Source organism: Trinickia terrae, from assembly GCF_005144415.1.
Lineage (GTDB): Bacteria > Pseudomonadota > Gammaproteobacteria > Burkholderiales > Burkholderiaceae > Trinickia_A > Trinickia_A terrae.
The window spans coordinates 586,444-605,372 of the sequence record NZ_SWJE01000001.1 but is presented as its reverse complement, the minus strand read 5'-3'; the positions used below and the strand labels follow the sequence as shown (position 1 = coordinate 605,372).

Genomic DNA, 18,929 nt, shown 5'->3' with positions numbered 1-18,929 from the left:
GCCGACCGATATCCGGAGACCGCCATGAAATTCAAGCTCACACCGTTTCGCACCGTCGTCTGCATCGGCGCGTGCTTCGCGCTCAACGGCTGCCTGTCGTCGACGCCGCATTGGGACCAGACCTTCGGCGACTCGATCCACCAGGTGACCGCGATGCAGGTGCTCAACCCGCAGGCGGGCCAGAACGACGACCCCGTCAACGGCATCGACGGGTCGGCGGCCAACTCGCTCATGGCGAACTACGACAAGTCGTTCACCGCGCCGCCGCCGCCCATGAACATGTTCACGATCGGCGTCGGCGCTCCCTCGGGATCGTCGAGCGGCAACTAGCGTTGACGGACCACTAAAGCAATACGCGGTGAGCGGAGACTCCCATGATCGACATCCTCCTGATATCAACCGACGAAGCCCGTGCGGCGCGCATCGCCGCCATGCTCAAGAAAAACGGCGTCGATCATCGCCTGCGCACGGCGCCGATCCAGGCACGTCAATTGAAACAGCATGCCGAGGCGTTCAAGTCAGCCGACTTGCTGATCGTCGACGACGATGAATTGACGGCGCTGGACCTGAGCGGCATCGAGGAAGCGCTCGTCGCCACGCCGCGCCTGAGCTGCATGCTCGTCACCCCGTCGCTGTCGAAAGAGCAGCTGATGGCCGCGATGCGCGCGGGCGTGCGGCACGTGCTGTCCTGGCCGCTCAACGAGCAGCAGCTCGACGAAGAGCTCGCGCATCTTGCCACCAAGCGGATCTCCGGCGTGCGGCGCGAGGGACGCGTGCTGTCGTTCGTCTCGTGCCGCGGCGGCAGCGGCGCCACCTTCATCGCCGTCAATCTCGCGTACGCGCTCGCCGCCATGCGCGACAAGCGCGTCCTCTTGCTCGACCTGAACCGGCAGTTCGCCGATGCGAGCCTGCTGCTCGCCGACCAGGTGCCGACCGCGACGCTCGCCGATCTCTGCGCGCAGATCGACCGGCTCGACGCCGCCTTCTTCGACGGCTGCGTGATGCGCGTGCACCCGAACCTCGACGTGCTCGCCGGCGCCGGCGACCCGATCAAGGCCGCCGAGCTGCGGCCTGCCCAGCTCGAGCGCGTGCTCGAGCTGGTGCGTCCGCGCTATGACGCGGTGATCGTCGACGTCGGCCAGACCATCGATCCGCTCTCGATGCTCGCGCTCGACCAGAGCTACGCGATCTGCGCCGTGCTGCGCCAGACCATTCCGCAATTGCACGCCGCGCGGCGCCTCTTGCGGATCCTGCTCGAGCTCGGCTACCCGTCGGGCAAAGTCCGCCTGCTCGTCAACCAATACGACAAGAGCGCGCAACTGAGCCTGGCGACGCTCGAGGAAACGCTGGCGGTACGCGCGGCCCACTTGCTGCCGCGCGACGAGAAGCACGCCGACCTGGCCGTCAACCACGGCGCGCCGCTCCTGACGATCGCGAAGAACAGCGCCCTCGCGCAGAGCCTCGCCGCGCTCGGCGAGCAGCTCTGGCCGCAACCCGAAACCGCTTCGAAGAGCGTCCTGAAGCGCCTCTTCGCGCCGAAGACGGCCGAGCCGCACCAACTGAAAACCGAATCATGACCCGCTGCGGAGACCATCATGTCACTGCGTGAACAATTGCTGATGCAGAGCAACGTGGCGTCGTTCGACGCAAGCCCGCCCGGCGCAGCCTCCACCTCGGCCGAAAGCCTCGCTTCCCGGCAGGCCTACCAGCAGCTGAAGATGACCATCCACGAGACGATCATCGATCGCGTGGAGCTCGACAAGCTGCAGCGGCTGACGCCCGACCAGGTCAAGCGCGAGCTCGCGCAGCTCGTCGAGCGGATCGTCGAAGAGGAAAAGATTCCGATGAACGAATCGGAACGCAAGCGCCTCGTGCAGGACGTGCAGGACGAGATGCTCGGTCTCGGCCCGCTCGAGCCGCTGCTGCAGGACCCGACGATCTCGGACATCCTGGTCAACACCTGCAAGCACGTCTATGTCGAGCGGCGCGGCAAGCTCGAACACACCGACGTGACCTTCTACAACGACGCCCACCTGATGAAGGTGATCGAGCGGATCGTCTCGCGCGTCGGCCGGCGCATCGACGAATCGACGCCGATGGTCGACGCCCGTCTGCCCGACGGCTCGCGCGTAAATGCCATCATCCCGCCCTCGGCGATCGACGGCCCGCTCGTCTCGATCCGCCGCTTCGCCGTGAATCCGCTGACCGTCACCGACATGGTGAACAACCAGAGCTTCACGCCCGCCATGGCGCAGCTCTTCGAAGCGATGATCAAGGCGAAGCTCAACGTGCTGATCTCCGGCGGCACCGGCAGCGGCAAGACGACGCTGCTCAACCTGCTGTCGGGCTTCATCCCCGCCGACGAGCGCATCGTCACCGTCGAGGACGCCGCCGAGCTCCAGCTGCGCCAGGAGCACGTGCTGCGCCTCGAAACGCGTCCGCCGAACATCGAGGGCAAGGGCGAGATCACGCCGCGCGCGCTGGTGCGCAACGCCCTGCGGATGCGCCCCGACCGCATCGTGCTCGGCGAAGTGCGCGGCGGCGAAGCGCTCGACATGCTGCACGCGATGAACACCGGCCACGAAGGGTCGATGGCGACGCTGCACGCGAACACGCCGCGCGACGCCCTCACCCGGCTCGAGAACATGGTCGGCATGGCCGGCCTCACGATGCCGATCAAGGCGACGCGCCAGCAGATCGCGTCAGCCATCAGCGTGGTCATACAGGCCATCCGCCTGACCGACGGCACCCGCAAAGTGGTGAGCATCCAGGAAATCGTCGGCATGGAAGGCGACATCATCAACGCGCAGGAGATCTTCACCTTCAAGCGCACCGGCGTCGACGAGAACGGCAAGGTCAAAGGCTACTTCGCCGCGACCGGCGTGCGCCCGAAATTCTGCGACCGTCTCGCCGCATTCGGGCTCGGCCTGCCCGACAACATTTTCGATCCCTCGCGGCGTCTCGAAGTCTGAGCCGCCGCCACGACGCCCAGGAGTCAGGCATGGACACTTCGTTAATCGGCTTCGCGGTCTTGCTGTTCCTTGCGATCGTGCTGCTCATCGAAGGGATCTATCTGTATTGGAACAGCCACCATGGCCCGGCCGCCAAGCGCATGCAAGAGCGCGTGCTCGCCATGTCGGCGGGCGGCAACGTGAGCAGCCAGCAGTTCTCGATCCTGAAGGAGCGGCTCTTGAGCGGCTCGCCGCTCCTCACCCGGATCCTGATGCGCATGCCGCGCGTGCAGCAGCTCGACCGGCTCTTGCAGCAGTCCGGGCTCGACTGGTCGGTGGCGCGTTTTTGCGGCTATACCTGCGCGTGCGCCGTGCTCGGTTTCGCGTCTGGCGTCATGCTGCACCTGCCCTTCATGTTCTTCGCGCTGCTGACTTGCGCTCCGGCGCTGCTGCCGGCCTGGACATTGCGCAGGAAGCGCGCCAAACGGCTCTCGCTGATCGAACGCCAGCTGCCCGATGCCGCCGATCTGATCGGCCGCGCGCTGCGCGCCGGCCACTCGTTTCCGACGGCGCTCGGCATGGTGGGCCAGGAAATGCCCGAACCCATCGCCAACGAGTTTCGCATCGCTTTCGACGAAATCAACTATGGCGTATCGATGAACGACGCGTTGCTGAACATCGTGACGCGCGTGCCTATCGAGGACCTGCGCTACTTCGTGATCGCGGTGCTGATCCAGCGCGAAGCGGGCGGCAATCTCGCCGAGATCCTCGGCAATATCAGCGAGATCATTCGCGAGCGCCTGAAGCTGTTCGGCAAGATCCGCGTGCTGTCGGCCGAGGGACGTCTGTCCGCGTGGATATTGTCGCTGCTGCCGTTCGTGATCGTCGCCATCGTATCGATCCTGAACCCGGGCTTCATCCGCCTGCTCTGGAATGACCCGATCGGCCAGAAGTGCTCGAGCTTTGCCTTGATGCTCACGATCTCGGGCATCTTCTGGATGCGCAAACTGATCCGCATCCGCGTCTAGCACGAAAGCGCGGCATCGACTGAGAACTCATCGGAGGACGGGATATCCCGGGCAACCATGAAAATCGAGCAGATTGTCTTGTTGGGGCTGACGTTCGTCATCGTCTTCGGCACCGCCCTGAAAATGCTGACGCTGTTGCAGCCCGACCCATTGAAGCGCCGCCTCGACCAGCTCGGCGCCGGTCCCGCAACGCCCGGCGCCGCGCCTGACGAGAACGCCTGGATCGAACGGGTCGCGGAGGTTTCCAAGCACGTCGCCAAGCTCTCGTTGCCGAAAGAAGATTGGGATCGTTCCGCGCTGCGCGTGCGCTTCATGAACGCCGGCCTTCGCACCAGCTCCGCGCCCGCCATTTATTTCGCGGCCAAGACCGTGCTCGCGATCGCGTTGCCCTTGATCGTGCTGCTGACGGCGGCGAGCCGCTTCGACGCAAACCAGCGCCTGCTTCTGCTGCTCGTGCTGCTGTTTGCCTCCGCGCTGGGCTTTTATCTGCCCAACTTCGTGCTGACCCGCATGGTCAAACAGCGGCAGCGCGCACTGTTCGAAGCGTTGCCCGACGCGCTCGACTTGACGACGGTGTGCGTCGAAGCGGGCCTCGCAATCGATGCCGCGATGATGCGTGTCACCGAGGAAATCGGCGTACGCAGCCCTGATTTGCGCGACGAACTGGAGCTCATGCTGCTCGAGCTGCGCGCCGGCGCCTCGCGCGAAAAGGCGCTGCGCAATCTTGCGCTGCGCACCGGCGTCGAGGATATCGACACGCTCGTCGCGATGATGGTCCAGGCCGACCGCTTCGGCACCAGCATCGGCGATTCGCTGCGCGTCTTCACCGACAACCTGCGCACCAAGCGCCGCCTGAGAGCCGAGGAGCTGGCCGCCAAGATCGCGCTGAAACTGCTCTTCCCGCTGATTTTCTGCATCTTCCCGACACTGATGGTGGTGCTGCTCGGCCCGGCCATGATCAACATCTTCCGCCTGCTGCTGCCCAGCATGGGAGGCCACACGCTGTAAGCATCACATGGCGGTTCAAAGAAGCTGCCGCGCCTAACTACAACCGAGGAAATCCATCATGTCCAGTCACGGCATCTCTTTGCAGCGCTCGGCGCCGGCCACGCCGACGGCTCTGCCGGCTCCAAGCGTCCCCGCATGGGACCTGCGCTCGGCGCTGGCCGAAATCACCATCCGCGCGCTGTCCGGGACCGCGCTCGCGATATTCGCGTACAGCGCGATCAAACAATGGCTTGCCGCGCCGGAACGGGTCACGCTGCTTCTGCTGGTGGTGGCCGGATGCCTCACGGCAGGCATTGCGCTGTTCTCGCGCGTGCCGGTCAAGCGTGACTGGCGGCCGCACGTGCTCCTCTGCTCGCTCGCCGGAAGCTATGGCTTCATCGCCTATCAGCTCAATCCGGGCACGCAGCTCGCACCCGAGATGGTCGGCGCGGCGCTGCAGGTCGTTGGAATTGTCTGGCAGATCTATGCGAAGGCTTCGCTGCGGCGCTCGTTCGGCATCCTGCCCGCCAATCGCGGCGTGGTGTCGTATGGCGCCTATCGATTCATGCGGCACCCGATGTACCTCGGCTACATCACGACCGATCTCGGCTTCCTGGCGGCGAATTTCGCCATGCAAAACGTGCTCGTGTACGGCGTTCTGGTGGTGCTCCAAGTCAGCCGCATCCTGTTCGAAGAACGTCTGCTGTCGGCCGATGCGCGATATTGCGAGTACCGCGATATCGTGCGCTATCGCCTGATTCCCAAGGTGTTTTGACATCGCGGCCGCGGCCCGCCGCTCGCGGACCCTGCCGGCAGAGGAGAACGCCGATGTCTTCGTCAAATTCGCTGCTGATGCTTTGGCACTTCACCAGGGATTGGCTCGTTACGTATTCGATGGTTGTCGCCCTCTTCTCGACCGGCGCGGCCATCGAACGCGCGAATCCGGTCCAGAGACTTCAATCGAAGGTTTCGTCGCGGCTGAACGTGGTGTATTCCGTCTTCTACACCGCGCTGCTTCAAGCGGCGCATCCGCTCACGGCCGCTTGCTCGGTCTGGCTCGTCGGCGCGCTGGGCGGCGGACTCGTCACGCTGCAATCGCACGGGTGGTGCGCAATCGCATCGTTCGTGGTCATGGTGCTCACATTCGATCTGCTCGAATACCTGTTTCATCGCCTGGAGCACTCGGTGCCCTTCCTATGGCGCATGCATGAACTGCATCACAGTGCGCGCGCCTACAACGTGACCATCACCCAGCGGCACTACTGGACTGAAGGATTGATCAAGAGCGCGCTGCTCTACCCGATCGCAGGGATGCTGTTCAAGGTCGAATCCCATATCGTCGTGTTGGCGTTTGTCGTCTTTACGATCAACAACTACTACGTGCATCTGAACGCACGCTTCTCGATCGGCCGCTTCGCGACGTGGATCAACAGCCCGCAGTATCACCGGATACATCACTCACGCCGTCCCGAGCATCTCAACAAGAACTTCGCGCAAATGCTGCCGCTCTGGGACCGCCTGTTCGGCACGATCTGGGTGCCGGGCCCGCACGAGTGGCCTGCGACCGGTCTCGCCGACGAAGCCGAGCCGCAGTCGTTCGCGCAGGCGCTGATGTGGCCGTGGCGCGAACGGCGTGCGAAGTCTGTGCCGGTTGGGGGGAAGACGGTGTGACAGGCGCTTACGCCCTCACTACGCCCTCACTCGCGCGCCGTCCGGATCGTACGGCGCCTTCAGGTGCACGGCGACATCGAGCCGTTCGCCAGCAAGATCGATCTGGTAGCGCCCGCTCGCCAGATACCCGGCATCGACCGCCGCGCTGCCCGCGCCGATATACCCGAGCGCGACCGGGCAGCCGAGCGTATGCCCGAACGCCGCCGAGCTGACCGAGCCGACAGCCACGCCGTCGCGCAGAATCGCCTCGCCGCCCCACAGCATCTTGTCGGCATGCCCGTCGACGGTCAGCGCCACGAGCCGCCGCTGGAGCGGCTTGCCCCGGCGCGCGAGCAGCGCCTCGCGGCCGCGGAACGGGATGTCCCTGCCGAGCTTGCAGGCGAATGCGAGACCCGCTTCGAACGGATCGACATCGGGCGACAGCTCGCGCCCCCACGCGCGATACCCCTTCTCGATCCGCAGCGATTCGAGCGCGTAATACCCCGCGTTGACGAGGCCGAACGCGCCGCCCGCCGCCATCAGCGTCTCGTAGACGCCCACCGCGAATTCCACGGGCACGTAAAGCTCCCAGCCAAGCTCGCCGACGTAGGTGAGACGCGTCGCGCGCACCGTCGCGTAGCCGATATCGACCTCGCGGCTCGTGCCGAACGGAAAGGCCTCGTTCGAGTAATCGCTCTTCGAGACCTGCTGCAGCAACGCGCGCGAGTGCGGTCCCATCACGGCGAGCACCGCGTATTGCCCGGTCACGTCGACGGCCGTGCAGTGCTTGTCTTGCGGGATGTGCTTTTCGATGAAGTCGAAATCGCGCACGGTTTGCGCGGAGCCCGTGACCAGCAGGTATTGATCGTAGGCAAGACGCGTCAACGTGAAATCGGATTCATACCCGCCGCGTTCGTTGAGCATGCCCGTATACACAGTCCGGCCCGGCTCGACCGCCACGTCGTTGGCAACGAGCCCTTGCAGCACCGCTTCGACGTCGCGCCCCTTGAGCAGGAATTTCGAAAACGAGCTGAGATCGAAAAGCGCCACCCGCTCGCGGCAGGCGCGATGCTCGGCCGCGCTCCACGCGTGCCAGTTCTGCTGTCCGAAGCCATATTGGATCTCGGGCTTTTCTCCGGGCGGCGCGAAAAAGTTCGCGCGCTCCCAGCCCATCTTGCTGCCGAAGCACGCGCCGGCGTCGCGCAGGTGCGCGTGGAGCGGCGAGCGCCTGAACGGCCGCGCCGTATCGAGCTCGCGGTTCGGCCAGGGCATCGCGTAGTGGAGCCCCAGCGTTTCCTTCACGCGATCGTGCAGCCACGCGTCGTTGCCGTTGAAGCGGGCGAAGCGGCGGATGTCGACGGGCCACAGGTCCACGGTCGGCTCGCCCGCCATGATCCACTCGGCAAGCGCCATGCCGGCGCCGCCCGCCGACGCGATCCCCGCCGAATTAAAGCCCGCGCCCACGTAAAAGTTCTTCAGCTCGGGCGCTTCGCCAAGGATGAAGTTGTTGTCCGGCGTGAACGACTCCGGGCCGTTGTAGAACTGCCGCACCTGCGCCGTCTCGAGCGCGGGCACGCGGATCAGCGCGTTTCGCATCAGGATCTCGAACTGGTCCCAGTCGTCGGGCAACAGCTGGAATTCGAAATTCTCGGGGATGCCGCTCATGCCCCACGGTTTCGCGTTCGGCTCGAAGCCGCCCATCACGAGGCCGCCCACTTCCTCCTTGAAGTAGATGTAGCCGTCGGGATCGCGCATGACCGGCAGGTCGGGATGCACGCCGGGGATCTTCTCGGTGACGATGTAATAGTGCTCGGCCGAATGCAGCGGCACCGTGACGCCGGCGAGGTGGCCGATCGCCTTCGCCCACTGGCCGCCGCAATTGACGACGATGTCCGCGCCGATCGTGCCCGCCTCTCCCGCCTTCGTGCGCCACGCGACGCCGGCCGCCTTGCGGCCGGCGCTCGTGCGCCCGGTGGCGATGCCCGTCACGCGCACGTTCTCGACGATGCGCGCGCCGCGCCGCCGCGCGCCGCGCGCGAGCGCCTGCGTGAGGTCGGTCGGGTTCGCCTTGCCGTCGCCGGGCAGCCAGACCGCGCCGAGCAGGTCGTCGGTGCGCATCACCGGCCAGAGCTCGCCGGCCTCGCGCGCGCCGATCACCTCGCATTCCACGCCGTAGGCGCGCGCCACGGCCGCGGTGCGCTTGAGCTGCGTCATGCGCTCGCTCGTGCGCGCCACCGACAGCGAACCGCACTGCTTCCAGCCCGTCGCGAGCCCTGTGTCGGCTTCGAGCTCCGCGTAGAGCCTCGTGGAATAGCGGATCAGCTTCGTCATGTTCTCCTGCGATCGCAGCTGGCCGACGAGCCCGGCGGCATGCCAGGTCGTGCCGCACGAGAGCTGACCTTGCTCGAGCAGCGTCACGTCATCCCAGCCGGCTTTCGCGAGGTGATACGCGACGGAACAGCCGACGATGCCGCCGCCGATGATGACGACGCGCGAATGCGAGGGAACGGCAGAGCTCATGGATGTTTAGGTAGCAGGTGAACGAGTGGCGACGCGGCTGTTGCGGACGCGAATCCCGCCGCGCCCAATCGACGCACATAATGCCACTTATTGCACCAAAATGCCACAAAACGCCAGCGCTCGCCTACACGTCGATCACCAGCTCGCCAGACCGCGCGCGGGAAACGCAGATCATCAGCGATTTGTTTTCACTGCGCTCCTCGTCGCTCAGCACATAGTCGCGGTGCTCCACCTCACCCGACAGCAACGGCACCTCGCAACTTCTGCAGAGCCCCTCCCTGCACGAGAACGGCGGGCGGACGCCGTGGCGCTCGAGGCTGCCGAGTATCGATTCGCCGGGTTCGACGACGCATCGCACGCCTTGCCTGGCGAGCAGCACGGTGAAGGCGCCTTCGGCACCGGCACCGGCATTTGCTTCCCTGGATTTCGCAGGCGCCGTGAAGCGCTCGAAATGGAGACGACTGCGCGGCACGCCTGCCTGCTCGCCATGCAGCAGCACCGCGTCCATCAGGCCGCCCGGTCCGCAGCAGTACACATGCTCCCCGGACTGCCCCCCGCTCACCATGGCGCGAACGTCATGCGGCAAGGCGTGCGCCTCGTCGTCGACATGCAGGCGAACGCGCTCGCCGAATGCGCTCAACTCGCCGAGATAGGCGGCATGCGCCCGGGAGCGCACGCAGTAGTGCAGCTCCCACGGCTTGGCGTGGCGCTCGCACCATCGAATCATGCTCAGGATCGGCGTGATGCCGATCCCGCCCGCGATGAAGCGATGGCGCTGCGCGTCGGGCGCCAGCGTGAACAGCGCGCGCGGCTCGCCGATCGTCAGGCGGTCGCCCTCGCGAAGCTGCTCGTGGATGTAGCGCGACCCGCCGCCCGATGCGCCCGCGCGCCCGACGCCCAGGCAATAGCGTCCGGTCTCGATTGCGTCGCTGCTGAGCGAATATTGGCGCACGAGATCGCCGGGAAGATGCACGTCGACGTGGGCGCCGGGCTCGAAGGATGGCAGCGCCGCGCCGTCCACGGCGCGCAATTCGACGCCGAGCACGCCCTCCGCCTCGCGGCTCAGCTTCGTGACCTCGACGGCAATCATCTCGCGGCTCCCTCCGCCGCAAGCGGCGATGCCTGGCGCTCCTCCTCGAGCCGCTGATCGACGATCCGGCGGAATTGCGAAAGGGCCGAATCGATACCGAACGCCATCATCCTGAAGCTCGGATCGAGTGCAAGGTTCTTCTGCTGCGCGTGAATGATGGCGGAGTCCTCCGCGAATGCCTCGACGATGGACTGGTGAATCGAGTCCGTGACCTCGGGCTGGTCGATCGCGAAGTTGTGCGGCATGCTGAAGAAGTAATGCGTGGAGTGCTCCGTCTCGGGCGTGAGCGCCTGGCAGCTGCGAAATTCGGCGGCATCCACGCGCGTGCCCTCGCGCGCGCCCGTGCCGGCCGGCGCCATGCCGGAATCCATGCGCAGGACGCCCGGCAGCGTGAAATCGTAGATGTTCCAGCGGTCGACCTTGCCCGGGCAGTGCTTGACAGCCGCCGCAAACGGCGGCGCATCGGTATTCATGACCCAGCGCGTCACGCGCACGCCGTTCTCGATCCGCTCCACCTTCGGCTGCACCGCCGCGTACTCTTCGTGCCCTCCGAGCGTCGTCCGGTGAACGAACGGCAAATGCGAGAAATCGAGCAGGTTGTCGCAGATCAGCAGGTAGTCGACGTCGTAGTGGATGTAGCCGGGCCGGCAGCGCCACGCGGGATCGTCGAGCCAGTGCGTGTCGGGAATCTGTGCGGGATCGGCGAGCGCGGGGTCGCCGGTCCAGATCCAGATCCAGCGATGCCGCTCGACGGCGGGGAAGCTGCGCACCTTCGCCTGCGGCGGGATGCGCTGCTGGGCCGGCGCCTCGACGCAGGCGCCGGCGCTGTCGAACCTGAGCCCGTGATACATGCAGCGCACGCAATCGCCTTCGCGCCGGCCGAGCGACAGCGGCGCGCCGCGGTGGCAGCAGCGGTCTTCGAGCGCGACGATCTCGCCGCCCTCCTTCCGGTACAGCATGACGGGGATGCCCGTGATGACGCGCGAGAAAAAGCCTTCGGCCAGCACTTCGTGCGACCAGGCGGCCACGTACCACGTGTTCCTGATGAACATCGCTTGTCTCCTTGATGGAATCGTTATGGCGTCCTGTCCACCTGGACCGGCGCGCTTGACCTCACGATAGGTTTCCCACCATCATGCGTCAACCGAATGCCATCAATACGGAGAATGCACATTGTGCATATCAGAGACCTGGACCTGAACCTGCTCGTGGTCTTCGACGCGCTGCTGCGCGAACGCAGCGTGACGCGCGCCGCGGAGGAAATCGGCCTGTCGCAAGGCGCGATGAGCCACGCGCTGAACCGGCTGCGCACGTTCTTCGAAGACCCGCTGTTCGTCAAAACGCCAGGCGGCATGGCGCCGACGCCGAAAGCGGAGCTGCTCGGCGCGACCGTCATCGACGTGATCGCGACGCTGCGCCAGAACGTCGTGTCGCAGGCGCGCTTCGATCCGTCGACCGCGCGCCGCACGTTTGTCCTGTGCATGACCGACATGGGCGAGCTGGTGTTCCTGCCGCCCTTGATCCGGCGCCTGCGCAAAGCTGCGCCGCATTGCACGCTGCGCTCGGTCCAGGTTCCGCTGGAGAAGATCGAGGGGCTGCTGGCATCTGGCGAAGCGGATCTTGCCCTGGGATCGATCCATGCCGCGCCCGAAGGTCTGTTCCAGCAGCAGCTCTTCCTGCATGCGTTCGTGACGATGGTCAGCGTGCGCAATCGCGCCGTCGGCAAGACCATCACGCGCGAGCAATTCGAGGCGCTGCCGCAGATCGCCGTGTCCTTGAGCGGGCGCGCGAACGGCGCCTACGACAGCGCATTCGACGAGTACGGCATCAAGCGCAATGTCTACCTGACGACGCCGCACTTCCTGACCGTGCCGCATCTGATCGACGCCTTCCCAGACCTGATCGCGACGGTGCCGCTCGAGCTCGGCAACGTATTCGCGAAGCTGGGCACGGTCAGGACGCTGCCGCCTCCGGTCAGCCTCCCGCCGTTTGCGCTTCGGCAGCATTGGCATCCGCGCTTTCACGCCGACTCGGCGAACATCTGGCTGCGGCAACTCGTCAAGACGATGTTCGAGCGGTATCCCGAAGTTGCGGATGACTGACTGGCTCAGGCCTCCGCGGTTTCGTCCAGAGCCGGGTAGTCGACATACCCGCGCGCGTCGCCGCCGAAAAAGGTCGCGTGGTTCACATCGTTCATCGGCGCGCCGGTCATCAATCGCGCGACGAAATCCGGGTTGGCCAGCGCCATCTGCCCGTAGGCCTCCAGCTCGGCGAAATGCTCGCGCAACCCACCGCTTCGATCTCACGCCGCGGCGTGTCGATCTGGTGAGCGAGCCCTTCGACGTAGCGATTCGCGTGGGCGAGCCCGAGAGCTCGCAACTGATCGCTCGCCCGCTGGCCTCGTTCCGCGCTCATCTCTACGCCTCCCCTCGGTATCTCGAGCGCGCGGGGGAACCGCGCGAGCCCGCCGACCTGAAACAGCATGAATGTCTCGGCATCCTGAGAGCCGGTTCGTGGACATTGCATGACGGAACGAACACCGTGCCGACCCCGGCGGGCAGCCGGTTCACGGTGAACAGCGTCGGCATGATCCGGCGTCTGGCAACGCTCGACATGGGCATCGTCCCGATGGCGAAGGAGATCGTCGCGGACGACCTCTCCAGCGGACGGCTGCGGCGCGTGATGCCTCAATGGCAAGGCACGCCAATACCCGTCTACGCCATCACCGAAACGCGTTTGCTTCCCGCGAAGACACAGCGTTTCATCGAGTTTCTTCGCGAGCGGTTTGCGCAGTAAAAAGCTAGTCCTTGGACTCGATGCTTTCGAGCATCGCAGGTATCGAAATTGTTTATGTGACGAAGCTTCTTTCCGACGCGCGAATCCCCCTTTGCGACGGTGGTTTTTTGCTTTTCGCCCGCCAACTTCCGGGGACTAAGACGTTGGAAGCCAGGTTGACACGCCTTGGCAGGGTGATATTTCATGCATTTATCCAACGCCCGACGAAGCTCGCTAACTAGCCGCCCGGCGTTGCAACGTATGTTCCTTGACTTCAAGCCATGGCAAAAATCATCGGCGGACTTGCCGCTTCACATACCCCGACCATTGGTTTCGCGTTCGACAAGAACAAGCGAGACGACCCGGTATGGGCGCCTATTTTCGAAAATTTCGCCCCCTTGGCCGCATGGCTGGCTGAAAAGCGTCCCGATGTGGTGCTGACCATCTACAACGACCACGTCACTTCGTTCTTTTTCGACCACTATTCGGCGTTCGCACTCGGCGTCGGACAGGAATGGCACGTCGCAGACGAGGGCGGTGGCGCGCGCGACCTGCCACCGGTACAAGGCCATCCGGAATTCGCTGCGCACCTCGGCAAGTCTCTGATGACCGACGAATTCGACATGTCGTTCTTTCAGAACAAGCCGCTCGACCACGGGTGCTTCTCGCCGCTGTCGATGCTGTGCCCGCACAAGCCCGCATGGCCGATCAAACTGGTGCCGTTGCAAATGGGCGTCCTGCAACTGCCGGTGCCGAGCGCGAGGCGCTTCTACAAGCTCGGCCAAGCGTTGCGCCGCGCAATCGAAAGCTATCCGGAAGACCTCAAGGTGGTGATTCTGGCAACCGGCGGCCTTTCGCATCAGGTGCATGGCGAGCGTTCGGGCTTCAACAACACCGGGTGGGACCAGCGCTTCCTCGACCTGTTCGAACGCGACCCTGAGCAACTCGCGAACATGACCATCGCCGAGTATGCCGAGCTCGGTGGTTATGAGGGCGCGGAAGTCATCATGTGGCTCGCCATGCGCGGCGCCCTGTCGTCGAACGTGGTCTGCAAGCATCGGAGCTACTACCTGCCGTCGATGGCCGGTATCGCGGCTGCCATCTACGAAGGTGAGGACAGCGAGGCCAACTCCGCAACCGTCGAGCGTCATCGTCAAAAGATGGCGGTTGAACTAGCCGGCGTCGAAAAGCTTGAAGGCACGTATCCGTTCTCGATTGAAACGGCAGTTCGCGCGTATCGCATCAACGACTACCTGCATCGCATGGTTGAGCCCGAGCACCGCGAGGCGTTCAAGCGCGATGAGGAAGCCAGCTTCGAAGCGGCTGGACTCACAGAGCAGGAAAGGGACCTGATCCGTCGGCGTGACTGGCGCGGACTTCTCCACTATGGCGTCATCTTCTTCATGCTCGAGAAGCTCGGTGCTGTGACGGGCGTGTCGAACCTGCACATCTACGCAGCCATGCGCGGCGAGACGCTGGAAGCCTTCCAGAAAACCCGCAACGCGCCCGGCGCGCTTTATTCGGTAGCGGGCAAAAGCGGACAAAGCCTTTCGTGGGACAAGCCCGCGTCGACCACAAAATAAATCGCGCGTCGATACGCAACCACTACACCTGTTCGTGCAGCCTTCGACCTGACAGAGACAGCAACGATGATTATCGACATTCACGGTCACTACACCACCGCACCAAAGGCATTGGAAACCTGGCGCAATCGCCAAATTGCGGGCATCAAAAGCCCGCCAGAAATGCCGCATGCCTCTGAACTACGGATTAGCGATGACGAGTTGCGCGAGTCTATCGAAAGCAATCAGCTTCGACTTATGCGGGAGCGAGGACTCGATTTGACGATTTTCAGTCCGCGCGCAAGCTTCATGGCTCATCACATCGGAGACTTCGAGGTTTCAAGCACGTGGGCGGCCATCTGCAACGAGCTGTGCTTTCGCGTGAGCCAGCTCTTCCCGGACAGCTTCATTCCAGCGGCAATGCTGCCGCAAAGCCCCGGCGTCGACGTCAAGACCTGCATCCCCGAACTGGTGAAGTGTGTCGAGCAGTACGGGAACGTCGCCATCAACCTGAACCCGGACCCGTCGGGTGGTCACTGGACCAGCCCGCCGCTGTCGAACAGGTATTGGTACCCCATCTACGAAAAGATGGTCGAGTACGACATCCCCGCGATGATTCATGTGAGCACGAGCTGCAACGCGTGCTTCCATACCACGGGCGCGCACTACCTGAATGCGGATACGACCGCGTTCATGCAGTGCTTGACGTCGGACCTGTTTCAGGATTTCCCGGCACTGCGCTTCGTCATCCCGCATGGAGGCGGCGCCGCGCCCTATCACTGGGGACGCTTCCGCGGGCTCGCTCAAGAGATGAAGAAACCGCTGCTCAAGGAGCATCTGCTGAACAACGTGTTCTTCGATACCTGCGTCTATCACCAGCCGGGCATCGACCTCCTGACGCGCGTGATACCCGTCGAAAACATTCTGTTCGCGAGCGAAATGATTGGAGCCGTCCGAGGCATCGACCCGGAGACGGGCTTCAACTTCGACGACACGAAACGTTATATCGAGGCAGCGGCCATCGACGCAGAGGACCGTTACAAGATTTACGAGGGCAACGCGCGACGCGTATATCCGCGCCTGGACGCAGCACTCAAAGCGAAGGGAGTTTGACTATGTATGAGATGGGAGTCGTCTACCGCAACATCAAGCGCGCAGACAAGGATGTCACCAGCAGGCTCGGCGCCCTGGGCTCGGCAACGGTCCACGAGGCAATGAGTCGAACTGGCCTGCTCAAGCCGTACATGCGCCCCATCTATCCTCACGCACAGGCCTGCGGTACGGCAGTCACGGTTCTGCTTCATCCCGGCGACAACTGGATGATGCACGTCGCCGCCGAGCAAATTCAACCCGGAGACATCGTCGTCGCAGCCATTACAGCAGACTGCACCGATGGCTACTTCGGCGACCTGCTGGCGACAAGTTTTAAAGCACGCGGCGCCACGGGACTCATCATCGATGCCGGCGTGCGTGACGTGAAGGTTCTCGAAGAAATGGGATTCCCCGTTTGGAGCAAAGCGATTTCTGCGAAGGGAACCATCAAGGCAACCTTGGGTTCCGTCAATATCCCGGTGATTTGCGCTGGGGCGCTCGTTACGCCGGGCGATGTAATCGTCGCTGACTTTGACGGTGTCGTGGCCGTCCCCGCTTCTGCGGCTGCTTCGGTACTCGACAAAGCGAGCTCGCGGGAAGCGAACGAAGCAGATAAACGCGCCAAGCTCGCTTCCGGAGTGCTGGGACTCGACATGTACAGCATGCGGGAGCCCTTGAAGCAAGCCGGCCTGCGTTACATTGACTGATAGAGGCCAGCATGTCGACCGATACCTCTAGCCTGCCGTTGACAGTTATATCGTCCATGGCCACGCGCCATGTTCTAACACGGCTAACGGAAGCGTACGAAACCGCGTCCGGGCAGCGCGTCTCGATTGTGTCAGTCGGCGGAGTCGAAGCAGCTCGCCGCATTCAGGACGGTGAACGTTTCGACGTTGTGGTTCTCGCGTCCGATGCGCTCCGGCGGCTGGAGAAAGACGGTCACATCGTTCCGGGAAGCCGCCTCGACGTTGCACGCTCGCAAGTGGCGGTCGCCATAAAGCGTGGAGAGCCGTATCGCGACATCGGTTCTGAGTCTGCCGTGCGTGCTGCAGTCCTGCACGCTCGCACCATTGGATATTCGACGGGGCCAAGCGGAACCCATATCATCGGCCTGCTCCGTCAATGGGGCATTGCCGACGCCATCGCGCCTCGGATCGTCGAGGCTCCGCCAGGCGTCCCCGTTGGCAGCCTTGTCGCCGAGGGAAAGGTTGAACTCGGGTTCCAGCAGCTAAGCGAACTCATCCACCAGCCCGGAATCGAAGTGCTGGGAAGGCTTCCGGCGGCCATCCAGGCGGCCACGGTCTTCGCCGCAGCCATCAGCGCGACATCCGACCAGCAGGGAGCAGCAAAATCCTTCCTTGCGCATCTAACCTCTCCGGACGGCGATGCGGTAAAAGTCGAGCACGGGATGGAGCCCCTCTGACGGTGACGTCGGCAAAAGCGTCAACCCGTGCGGCAAGCCGTCTACGCCTGCCCGTGGTCTTCGACGCGCTGTCGCGCGTCGTTCGAGCTCGCGGCGCTACGCCAGGATCATGTCGAACTGCTCCCATCCGCCGACCACGGTTGCGGTGGCGATCAACTGTCCCTGCCCCGCGTTCGTCGCCGTCACGTACTTTCCGTTTGCGTGAGCCCGCAACGCGACAGCGCCGTTGGTGCTGGGCTGGACGATGAGATCGAACGTCTCCCAGGGGCCGACAGCCGTGCGATTGGCGATCAATGGCGCCGCCCCCGCATTCTCGGCGGTGACATACATGCCGTCCGCATGGGAGCGAAGCGCGATCGCGCCATTGCCCGCGTCGACGAGGTCGAACTGTTCCCACGAACCGATGGCGGTCCGGTTGGCGATCAGCGGCTGGCTGCCCGCGCTCTCGGCCGTCACGTAGAGGCCGTTGGTGCGGGACTGGAAGCTGATGACCGTTGCAACCCCGGTCGTGCTGTTCACGACCGGAGCCGTGGGCCTGACCTGGGTGAGCGCAAGCGTCCCCTTGAGCATGTGCCCGCCGTCCCGCGTCAGGCGCAGGTAGTAGTCGGACGAGCACGGCGTGCCGTCTTCGTCGAGGCTCAGATAGCCCGAGTTGGACGGTACGTCGGCCTGGGTGGCCGTGGTCTTGGCGATCTGATTGCCTTCGTTGAATTCATCGAACATCGAAATGTAGATGCCCGCAACGCCGAGCTGCGTCATGTTGTAGAACTGACGCCACATGTAGTTGCCGTGGCCCCGCTGCCGTATCGACAGGTCGCCAGGCATGATGCAGGGCTGGTAGTCGATGCCGTTCGCGTCGCAGTCGGCCTTGTCCGCTGCGGTGACGTCCACGGCGAACGCGTTTGCCTGCTGCACCGTGCCGATCGCGCCGATCATCCACGGCGACAGCATGTCGAACTGATGAAACACCGGCAGGAAATTGGGGCGAACCGAATCGCCGGTTCGCCAGTGCGTCGGCACGCCGCCGATCACGTAGCAACCCTGCGCCTTGAACCAGCTGACCACGTCGGAGCAAGACGCCGCGTCGAACGGATGGTTGTCGTCGTTAAAACCGAAGCCCCAGATGCACACGACCGGCTTGCTGTTCTGCATGGCATAGGCAGGAGAGGCGACCAGCGCGGACATCTTGGAGGTCCAGTCCTGCTTGATCTGCGACTGCATGCTGGTCCAGCCGGACACGTCGTACATGATGTAGAACTTGCGCCCATAGGTTTCCGCGGCCTGGCGCACCTTCTGGGCCATCGCATCGCGCGTCGGCCCTTCTCCGGAGAACGGGTTGAAGCGTTGCAGCGCGGCCGTGTCGATGTCGTTCTGCTGCATCCAGCTGAAGTGGTGATTGACCGTATCCTGGTCGTACGAGGAGAACAGCGTTGCCGGCGCGCCGCTGTTCAACGGGGCAAACGCTGTCTGGTACCCGTTCGCGTACTCGTGCATGTCGGGCCACGCCTTGATGCCGGTGTTGGTCGGCGAAGGCGCCTGGGACATGTTTGGCGCCCAATGCCACCAGCCGTTGATCGGGGCGCCGTCGCCGATCGCCGCGAACCAGCCTTGATAACCCACCGTGATCTTGCCGACGACATCGCCGGGGCCGCTGACAGCCGAACTTGCGGCCGCAAACGCTCTGGACATCGAAGCAACATCCATCGCAGCCAACGCAGCTGCGGCTACACCGCCTTTCAGAATTGAACGGCGCGAAATACCCATTACGTCCTCCAGTGAATAAGTAACGACGATTAACGACGGCCTACGAAAATTCATCGGATGAATCGATTGCTGTCTTATACGTTCAAT

Annotated in this window: 16 protein-coding genes and 2 pseudogenes; 13 read left to right on the top strand and 5 right to left on the bottom strand. The window is 64.0% G+C overall.

Annotated elements, in window-relative coordinates; translation table 11 throughout:
* Nucleotides 1-24 precede the first annotated feature (24 nt).
* Genes FAZ69_RS02720 through FAZ69_RS02690 form a run of 7 tightly spaced genes read left to right on the top strand, consistent with a single transcriptional unit; the run spans nt 25 to nt 6,637 of the window.
* Complete coding sequence (locus FAZ69_RS02720; RefSeq protein WP_136892382.1) at nt 25-330, top strand: hypothetical protein; 306 nt, start codon at nt 25-27, stop codon at nt 328-330.
* 44 nt (nt 331-374) lie between these two features.
* Nucleotides 375-1,577 carry a CpaE/TadZ family protein gene (locus FAZ69_RS02715; RefSeq protein ID WP_136892381.1) on the top strand — a complete coding sequence of 401 codons (1,203 nt, stop codon included), beginning with the start codon at nt 375-377 and terminating at the stop codon, nt 1,575-1,577.
* Between the two features lie 18 nt (nt 1,578-1,595).
* A complete protein-coding gene (locus FAZ69_RS02710; protein WP_136892380.1) occupies nt 1,596-2,972 on the top strand; it encodes a TadA family conjugal transfer-associated ATPase in 1,377 nt (458 codons plus the stop codon).
* Nucleotides 2,973-3,001: 29 nt separating this feature from the next.
* Nucleotides 3,002-3,979: a type II secretion system F family protein gene (locus FAZ69_RS02705; RefSeq protein WP_136892379.1), complete on the top strand. Its 978-nt coding sequence runs from the start codon at nt 3,002-3,004 to the stop codon at nt 3,977-3,979.
* 57 nt (nt 3,980-4,036) lie between these two features.
* Complete coding sequence (locus FAZ69_RS02700) at nt 4,037-4,987, top strand: type II secretion system F family protein (protein ID WP_136892378.1); 951 nt, start codon at nt 4,037-4,039, stop codon at nt 4,985-4,987.
* Between the two features lie 58 nt (nt 4,988-5,045).
* A complete protein-coding gene (locus tag FAZ69_RS02695; protein WP_136892377.1) occupies nt 5,046-5,741 on the top strand; it encodes a methyltransferase family protein in 696 nt (231 codons plus the stop codon).
* 53 nt (nt 5,742-5,794) lie between these two features.
* Nucleotides 5,795-6,637: a sterol desaturase family protein gene (locus FAZ69_RS02690; RefSeq protein ID WP_136892376.1), complete on the top strand. Its 843-nt coding sequence runs from the start codon at nt 5,795-5,797 to the stop codon at nt 6,635-6,637.
* An 18-nt stretch (nt 6,638-6,655) separates the two neighbouring features.
* Here FAZ69_RS02690 and FAZ69_RS02685 read toward each other — a convergent pair whose 3' ends face one another.
* The 3 genes from FAZ69_RS02685 to FAZ69_RS02675 all read right to left on the bottom strand — a co-directional run bounded on the left by FAZ69_RS02685 (nt 6,656) and on the right by FAZ69_RS02675 (nt 11,278).
* Entirely contained in the window at nt 6,656-9,136 is a 2,481-nt protein-coding gene (locus tag FAZ69_RS02685) for a GcvT family protein (protein ID WP_136892375.1), read from the bottom strand.
* 124 nt (nt 9,137-9,260) lie between these two features.
* Entirely contained in the window at nt 9,261-10,181 is a 921-nt protein-coding gene (locus tag FAZ69_RS02680) for a PDR/VanB family oxidoreductase (RefSeq protein WP_369407720.1), read from the bottom strand.
* A 41-nt stretch (nt 10,182-10,222) separates the two neighbouring features.
* On the bottom strand, nt 10,223-11,278 hold the full coding sequence (locus FAZ69_RS02675) for an aromatic ring-hydroxylating dioxygenase subunit alpha (protein WP_136892373.1): 1,056 nt from the start codon (nt 11,276-11,278) through the stop codon (nt 10,223-10,225).
* Between the two features lie 114 nt (nt 11,279-11,392).
* Here FAZ69_RS02675 and FAZ69_RS02670 point away from each other — a divergent pair, with 114 nt between their 5' ends.
* The gene (locus FAZ69_RS02670; protein WP_136892372.1) at nt 11,393-12,328 is read left to right on the top strand and encodes a LysR family transcriptional regulator; all 936 of its coding nucleotides are present in this window, start codon (nt 11,393-11,395) and stop codon (nt 12,326-12,328) included.
* A 5-nt stretch (nt 12,329-12,333) separates the two neighbouring features.
* Here FAZ69_RS02670 and FAZ69_RS33715 read toward each other — a convergent pair.
* Nucleotides 12,334-12,498: pseudogene (locus tag FAZ69_RS33715) on the bottom strand (alkene reductase); the annotation flags it as partial.
* Between the two features lie 14 nt (nt 12,499-12,512).
* Between FAZ69_RS33715 and FAZ69_RS02665 the strand changes: the two are divergent.
* From FAZ69_RS02665 to FAZ69_RS02645, 5 genes and pseudogenes are all read left to right on the top strand, one after another.
* A pseudogene (locus tag FAZ69_RS02665) lies at nt 12,513-13,022 on the top strand (substrate binding domain-containing protein); the annotation flags it as partial.
* A 260-nt stretch (nt 13,023-13,282) separates the two neighbouring features.
* The gene (locus FAZ69_RS02660) at nt 13,283-14,584 is read left to right on the top strand and encodes a gallate dioxygenase (protein WP_136892370.1); all 1,302 of its coding nucleotides are present in this window, start codon (nt 13,283-13,285) and stop codon (nt 14,582-14,584) included.
* 66 nt (nt 14,585-14,650) lie between these two features.
* Nucleotides 14,651-15,676 (top strand): amidohydrolase family protein, encoded by a 1,026-nt coding sequence (locus FAZ69_RS02655; protein ID WP_136892369.1) that lies wholly within the window; start codon nt 14,651-14,653, stop codon nt 15,674-15,676.
* A 2-nt stretch (nt 15,677-15,678) separates the two neighbouring features.
* The gene (gene ligK, locus FAZ69_RS02650) at nt 15,679-16,362 is read left to right on the top strand and encodes a 4-carboxy-4-hydroxy-2-oxoadipate aldolase/oxaloacetate decarboxylase (protein ID WP_136892368.1); all 684 of its coding nucleotides are present in this window, start codon (nt 15,679-15,681) and stop codon (nt 16,360-16,362) included.
* An 11-nt stretch (nt 16,363-16,373) separates the two neighbouring features.
* Nucleotides 16,374-17,078 (top strand): substrate-binding domain-containing protein, encoded by a 705-nt coding sequence (locus FAZ69_RS02645; RefSeq protein WP_136892367.1) that lies wholly within the window; start codon nt 16,374-16,376, stop codon nt 17,076-17,078.
* Between the two features lie 96 nt (nt 17,079-17,174).
* On the opposite strand, the gene FAZ69_RS02640 is transcribed toward FAZ69_RS02645, so the two are convergent.
* Nucleotides 17,175-18,767: a lectin gene (locus FAZ69_RS02640; RefSeq protein WP_240702074.1), complete on the bottom strand. Its 1,593-nt coding sequence runs from the start codon at nt 18,765-18,767 to the stop codon at nt 17,175-17,177.
* Between the last annotated feature and the right edge of the window lie 162 nt (nt 18,768-18,929).

Bases quoted from the DNA above. Each gene is read 5' to 3' on its own strand.
- FAZ69_RS02720 (WP_136892382.1), top strand. From the start codon at position 25: ATGAAATTCAAGCTCACACCGTTTCGCACCGTCGTCTGCATCGGCGCG.
- FAZ69_RS02715 (WP_136892381.1), top strand. From the start codon at position 375: ATGATCGACATCCTCCTGATATCAACCGACGAAGCCCGTGCGGCGCGC.
- FAZ69_RS02710 (WP_136892380.1), top strand. From the start codon at position 1,596: ATGTCACTGCGTGAACAATTGCTGATGCAGAGCAACGTGGCGTCGTTC.
- FAZ69_RS02705 (WP_136892379.1), top strand. From the start codon at position 3,002: ATGGACACTTCGTTAATCGGCTTCGCGGTCTTGCTGTTCCTTGCGATC.
- FAZ69_RS02700 (WP_136892378.1), top strand. From the start codon at position 4,037: ATGAAAATCGAGCAGATTGTCTTGTTGGGGCTGACGTTCGTCATCGTC.
- FAZ69_RS02695 (WP_136892377.1), top strand. From the start codon at position 5,046: ATGTCCAGTCACGGCATCTCTTTGCAGCGCTCGGCGCCGGCCACGCCG.
- FAZ69_RS02690 (WP_136892376.1), top strand. From the start codon at position 5,795: ATGTCTTCGTCAAATTCGCTGCTGATGCTTTGGCACTTCACCAGGGAT.
- FAZ69_RS02685 (WP_136892375.1), bottom strand. From the start codon at position 9,136: ATGAGCTCTGCCGTTCCCTCGCATTCGCGCGTCGTCATCATCGGCGGC.
- FAZ69_RS02675 (WP_136892373.1), bottom strand. From the start codon at position 11,278: ATGTTCATCAGGAACACGTGGTACGTGGCCGCCTGGTCGCACGAAGTG.
- FAZ69_RS02670 (WP_136892372.1), top strand. From the start codon at position 11,393: ATGCACATTGTGCATATCAGAGACCTGGACCTGAACCTGCTCGTGGTC.
- FAZ69_RS02660 (WP_136892370.1), top strand. From the start codon at position 13,283: ATGGCAAAAATCATCGGCGGACTTGCCGCTTCACATACCCCGACCATT.
- FAZ69_RS02655 (WP_136892369.1), top strand. From the start codon at position 14,651: ATGATTATCGACATTCACGGTCACTACACCACCGCACCAAAGGCATTG.
- ligK (WP_136892368.1), top strand. From the start codon at position 15,679: ATGTATGAGATGGGAGTCGTCTACCGCAACATCAAGCGCGCAGACAAG.
- FAZ69_RS02645 (WP_136892367.1), top strand. From the start codon at position 16,374: ATGTCGACCGATACCTCTAGCCTGCCGTTGACAGTTATATCGTCCATG.
- FAZ69_RS02640 (WP_240702074.1), bottom strand. From the start codon at position 18,767: ATGTCCAGAGCGTTTGCGGCCGCAAGTTCGGCTGTCAGCGGCCCCGGC.